Source organism: Flavobacterium sp. FPG59 (assembly GCF_002150205.1).
Lineage (GTDB): Bacteria > Bacteroidota > Bacteroidia > Flavobacteriales > Flavobacteriaceae > Flavobacterium.
On the sequence record NZ_MTCA01000184.1, the window covers coordinates 1 to 6,199 of the forward strand.

General features: G+C 36.5%; 5 protein-coding genes. 3 read left to right on the forward strand and 2 right to left on the reverse strand.

The features are described from left to right. The first annotated feature begins 12 nt into the window (after positions 1-12). The gene (locus tag FPG59_RS12930) at positions 13-2,283 is read left to right on the forward strand and encodes a cation:proton antiporter (RefSeq protein ID WP_086455005.1); all 2,271 of its coding nucleotides are present in this window, start codon (positions 13-15) and stop codon (positions 2,281-2,283) included. Between the two features lie 2 nt (positions 2,284-2,285). Continuing rightward, positions 2,286-2,615, forward strand: a complete 330-nt coding sequence (locus FPG59_RS12935; RefSeq protein ID WP_086455006.1) for a multidrug efflux SMR transporter — start codon at positions 2,286-2,288, stop codon at positions 2,613-2,615. A 39-nt stretch (positions 2,616-2,654) separates the two neighbouring features. Here the strand turns inward: FPG59_RS12935 and FPG59_RS12940 are convergent, their stop codons facing one another. After that, entirely contained in the window at positions 2,655-3,413 is a 759-nt protein-coding gene (locus tag FPG59_RS12940) for a UDP-2,3-diacylglucosamine diphosphatase (RefSeq protein WP_086455007.1), read from the reverse strand. A 4-nt stretch (positions 3,414-3,417) separates the two neighbouring features. Beyond that, positions 3,418-3,882, reverse strand: a complete 465-nt coding sequence (locus FPG59_RS12945) for a 6-carboxytetrahydropterin synthase (RefSeq protein WP_086455008.1) — start codon at positions 3,880-3,882, stop codon at positions 3,418-3,420. 311 nt (positions 3,883-4,193) lie between these two features. Between FPG59_RS12945 and FPG59_RS12950 the strand changes: the two genes are divergently transcribed. After that, positions 4,194-6,199: beta strand repeat-containing protein (locus FPG59_RS12950; RefSeq protein WP_369596818.1), on the forward strand; the 2,006-nt coding region annotated here is incomplete at its 3' end.

Below are 6,199 nucleotides of genomic sequence, written 5' to 3' on the forward strand. Positions count from 1 at the left end.
ATCCACAACACTATGAAAAAATATAAAAACTCAATTTTTTACTTGGTTGTGACTGGCGTATTTCTCTTTTTGATGTATCTCATTATCAATAAAGGAAAAACGCTCGAAGCTAATGAAACAATTGTATCCCCAATTAGTGACAAAGGATCTTGGGGCGATTTCATTGCCTCTATGCTTCATAATTTTCAGGATCCATTGGCCATACTATTGGCTCAAATTATCACTATTATTCTTGTAGCACGCATATTTGGATGGATTTTCAAAAAAATTGGTCAGCCCTCAGTAATAGGAGAAATTATTGCTGGTATTGTTTTGGGACCCTCTTTATTGGGTTTGTATTTCCCTGAAGTATCTGCTGCATTGTTTCCAGTAGCATCTTTAGGAAATTTAAAATTTTTAAGCCAAATAGGACTGATCCTTTTTATGTTTGTAATAGGTATGGAGCTGGATTTAAAAGTCTTAAAAAACAAAGCTAACGAAGCCATTGTAATCAGTCATGCTAGTATTATTATTCCGTTTACACTGGGCATAGGGCTTGCCTATTTTGTGTACAATCAATTTGCTCCAGAAGGCGTTAAGTTTTTATCTTTTAGTTTGTTCATGGGTATTGCATTAAGCATCACTGCTTTTCCAGTACTGGCTCGTATTGTGCAGGAAAGAGGCATACACAAGACAAAATTAGGCGCTATTGTAATTACTTGCGCAGCAGCAGATGATATTACTGCTTGGTGTATTTTAGCAGTAGTAATTGCAATTGTAAAAGCGGGAACCTTTGTCAGTTCACTATACATTATCATGCTTGCAGTACTATATGTTGCAGCAATGATCTATATCGTAAAACCTTTCTTAAAGAGAATTGGAGATTTATATGGAACTAAAGACAGTATTGTAAAACCGGTTGTAGCTATCTTTTTTTTGGTCTTAATTGTATCCTCATACGCAACTGAAGTGATTGGAATCCATGCTCTTTTTGGGGCTTTTATGACAGGAGCTATTATGCCAGACGTACCTAAATTTAGGACCATATTTATAGAAAAAGTAGAAGATGTCGCACTAATTCTGCTATTACCGCTATTCTTTGTGTTCACAGGATTAAAAACCGAAATTGGTCTTTTAAACGATCCCTATTTATGGAAAATAACGGGTTTCATTATTCTTGTGGCGGTTGTAGGTAAGTTTTTTGGAAGCGCACTAGCAGCCAAATTTGTGGGTCAAAGTTGGCGCGATAGCTTAACCATTGGCGCCTTGATGAACACCCGAGGATTGATGGAGTTAATTGTATTAAACATAGGTCTAGAACTAAAAGTACTTACACCCGAAGTTTTTACAATGATGGTTATTATGGCACTCGTAACTACATTTATGACAGGACCGGCACTTGATTTAATTAACTTTATTTTTAAAACCAAAGATAGCGGTGAACACGTAGACTCCTCAGATGATACAAAGTTCCGTATACTGATCTCTTTTGGGAACAATGAAAAAGGAAAATCACTGCTTCGAATTGCAAATAGCTTGGTAAAAAAACAAAAAAGTACCGCTAGCGTTACCGTTATGCACTTGTCTTTAAGCGACGAAGTTCATAGTTTCAACCTAGAGGACAAAGAAAAAAACAGTTTTCACCCTTTGGTTGAAGAATCTCAAATTCTAAAACAAGAAATCACTACCATTTTCAAGGCTACAACAGATATTGAAACTGAAATTGCCGATGTTGCTAATCAAGGAGATTATGATTTACTGCTAATAGGTTTAGGAAAATCTATTTTTGAAGGTACTATCCTTGGGAAAGTGATTGGGTTTACCACTAGAATCATTAATCCTGACCGTTTAATAGATAAGTTTACAGGAAAAGAAGGCTTGTTTGAAAATTCACCATTTGATGAGAGAACAAGACAAATCATTTCCAAAACCAAAATGCCTATTGGAATTCTTATTGATAAAGATCTACAACAAGTAAACCAAGTTTTTATTCCGGTTTTTAGTTCTGAAGATTATTTTTTAATGGACTATGTTCAAAAATTAATTTACAATAATAATTGCAAAATTATACTCTTAGATGTTAATGGAAGATTGACTACTAATTTTGTGATGAATAGCGCCATCCAATCACTAGAACAACAATTCCCAAACAATATCAGTGTTATTACCGATAAGATTATCAAAAAAGATTTCTTAGATCAGCAAGATTTAATGCTTATTAGCCTTGAGAGCTGGAAAGCACTTGTAGATTCAAGAAGTACTTGGTTGAGTGGCGTTCCTTCGGTGTTAATTGTTAAGCAATAATTATGAATTGGGTCTTACTGGTAATTGGAGGTCTTTTTGAAATAGGTTTTGCAACCTGTTTGGGCAAAGCCAAAGAAAGTTCAGGTGCTACAGCAACAATATGGTTGATAGGGTTTTTAGTGTGCTTATCTATAAGCATGTTATTACTCTACAAAGCCTCTCAAACATTACCCATAGGAACTGCTTATGCCGTATGGACAGGAATTGGCGCAGTAGGAACAGTTCTTGTTGGGATTTTTGTATTCAAAGAACCCGCTGATTTCTGGAGGATATTTTTCATCACGACCTTAATAAGCTCCATCATTGGATTAAAATTGGTGTCCAGTCACTAATATTTACATGACTGTTAACCCAATTAGGATGGAAAATGACTACTTATCGTACTTTTTAATTTCAAAATTCTCACCATCAAAAACGCCATAAGTAAAATATACAATCCAATCTCCTAGGTTGACATACTCGGCATTTTCACCTACGGAAACTTTCATCGGTAAATGACGGTGACCAAAAATAAGGTAATTGTAATGCTTGGTTTCTAGTTTTCTTTTGGAATACAGAATAAGCCATTCTTTGTCTTCGCCAAGAAAAGTCACATCTTCATCACCCGAAATCAGTTTGTTTTTGACCGATAAATATTGTGCCAATTTCACTCCAATATCCGGATGCAACCATCTGAAAAGCCATTTGAAAAACGGATTGGTAAACACTTTTTTCATGCGTTTGTACCCTAAATCGCCAGGTCCTTTTCCGTCTCCGTGGCCAATAAGGAATGTTTTGTCTCCAAAAGTGTATTCTTGATTGTCATGAAAAACTGAAATGTTCAATTCCTTCTGGAAATAATCGGCCATCCACAAATCGTGATTTCCCACAAAGAAATAGATAGGAATGCCACTATCACGAAGTTCTGCTAGTTTACCCAAAACACGGATGAAACCTTTTGGAACTACTGTTTTGTATTCGAACCAAAAATCAAATAAATCGCCTAATAAAAAAAGAGCCTCGGCATCTCTTTTAATTTCGTCAAGCCACGCTACAAACTTTTGTTCTCTTGGATAACTCAAGTCAGGCGTAGGAGCACCAAAATGTTGATCAGACGCAAAATATATTTTTTTGTTGTTGGGTAATTGCATGAAGTTACAAAATGGATTTTACATTATCACTGGCATACCATTCTGCAAAAGAGGATTCGGTTTCTTGTAATTTTAACGAAAACAGCGCAATACCTTCTGGAAGTCTATTACTGATGCGTTGCGCAAAATCAATAACCATGTTCTCACTTGTGGGTTGATAATCCACCAAAATTACGTGATGCCCGCGGTTGATAAGTTCGTTAGCCAAATCAATATGTGGTGTAGTACCGTTGAAAACTGTAGCGTGATCAAACTGATCTACAATTTCTTCTTTTACAATTTTCTTTAAATCCGTAAAGTCAATTACCATTCCGAATTTCACATTAGAACGGTCTGTAATTGGCGTACCAATTACGGTTACTGACAATTTATAACTATGTCCATGAACATTTTTACATTTGCCATCGTAGCCATACAAGGCATGACCGGTCTCGAAACTAAATTGTTTTGTAATTCTGATATTGCTCATCGGAGTTTAATTTTGAGACAAATTTAGTGATTTTTTGACTTGTAGTAAAAGCTTTGTTCATCAAACCACTTGAATGCTAATAAAACAAAAAAAATTAAGAAAACCGTATCGTAGTAAAGCAAGTTAAATTCGACCAAAATTTACAATAAATTAACATACCGATTGCGTTGTCAATATTATTAGTAATATATTTGGCTTTCAAATATTTGAAAAAAAATAGGATCATTTTGCTTACTCAATATTAGTACAAAACCTATTATGATTTTAATTACTTGAATAAAACTAACTAACACTTATTTATTACTTTTTCTATGAAAAAAACTTTACTCAACAATGTTTTGTTTGTGTTACTCACCTTTTTGGGTTTGAGCCTGAGTTCATCACTTAACGCACAAACTACCTACACGTGGAACCAAACAGGTAGCGCCTCTTTTGGTCTTGCAGGAAACTGGTCTCCAAGCAGAGATACGCCGGCAGCAAATGATATTTTAGTTTTCAATAACGGTGCTACAACTACCGTAACTGATGTACCTACACAAACCATAGGAGGTCTTACAGTTGCATCAAATACTAATATAACATTAAACACATCAGCTACACCCGCAAAAATACTAACTATCACTAACGGTCTAAGCGGAGCAGATTTTTCTGTTGAAAGTGGCTCTCAACTTAACGTGGCCATTACAGGGGGTGCTTTCCCTTTGACTATCGCTATTGGCACAGGAGCAACTGGAACCGTTGCCGGTTCTATGACATTTTCGAGCGCAACGGCTTTAACAACAAACGCCATAACTGCTGCTGATGCAAGTGGTTTAACTTTTACAAATGGTGCAACACTTACGCAAAGTACAAATAGTACAGGTAACATTTTTGGTAGCGGAACAAGCAACAGTGTTATATTTGCAAGTGGATCTACTTTTATTCAGGCCGCTGGTTCAAACCCTTTTCAAAAAACGCAACCTGCATCAGTAGTAGTTTTTCAAACAGGAAGTTTATTTAAATTAATTGCAAATCAAGCTCCTGCTTTTTCCGGAAGAACCTATGCAAACCTTGAAATTGCAGCAACTGGATTTAGTCAAAGTTCTACCGGAACAGGGGCTTTATCAATAGACAACCTTACAATAACCACAGGGGCTCTCAACATAAATCTTACCTCAGCAGTTTCAATAAAAGGAAATATTAATGTAGCTACAGGGCAAACATTGACTTTTAGTCCTGCAACTGCAGCTGGATCTTTAACATTTAATGGTACAACAGCTCAAACCATCAACAATGCAGGAACACTTACTTTTACTGCAAATACAAATGCGATCATAGCAAATACAAACGGAGTTACTTTTAACCAATCTCAAACATTGTTAGGAAGTACTACTGTAAATGCTGGGGCTACATTAGCAACAAACGGAACCCTTACACTTTCAGGCACACCTTCTATCAATGGGACACTACGATTAAATTCAACTGGATTACTTTCAGGTGCTACTCCTACTTATGGTGCTGCGTCAAGTCTAGTATACAATAGCGTTATTGGCGGTGCCAATGTAGGAAACGAATGGACTGGGAATGCAACTACAGCTGGGGCTGGGATTCCAAACAATGTGACTCTAAACAGCAGTAGCATCAACATCAACAGCAATAGAGGTCTTGCTGGTAATTTAACCATTGACTCTGGAAGTACAGTAACAGTTAAATCAGGAAATAATCTTTCTGTGGCAAATAATTTATTTAATAACGGTACAGAATCTTCATTCGTTCTCGAAAATAATGCAAACCTTATCCAAAATGGGACTACCAATACCAATACTGGCGCTATAACTATCAGCCGAAATGGAGCTTCACTGATGCTTTTAGATTACAGTTTATGGTCTTCACCAGTAAGCGGTCAAAAATTAAAAGCTTTTTCTCCTAACACGCTAGACAATCGTTTTTATACTTATAATCCAACTACAAACATTTATGTACCAGTGGCTACTCCAGCTAGTACTGATTTTGCATCAGGAAATGGGTATTTAATTCGTGTTCCAAATGATCATCCTACCACTCCTACTATCTGGAGCGGAATCTTTAGAGGTGTTCCAAACAATGGAAACATCTCTGTTTCTGGTTTGACTTCAGGAACTCTTAATGCAGTAGGAAATCCGTATCCATCTACCATCAGTGCTGATGCTTTTATCACTGCTAATAACCTTACAGAACCGTTGTATTTTTGGAGAAAAACAAATGCTGCTGCAGGAACTGCATACGCCACTTATACAATGGCAGGAGCTGTTGGAACACCAGGTAATGGCGGAATCACGCCTAACGGAACTATTCAAGT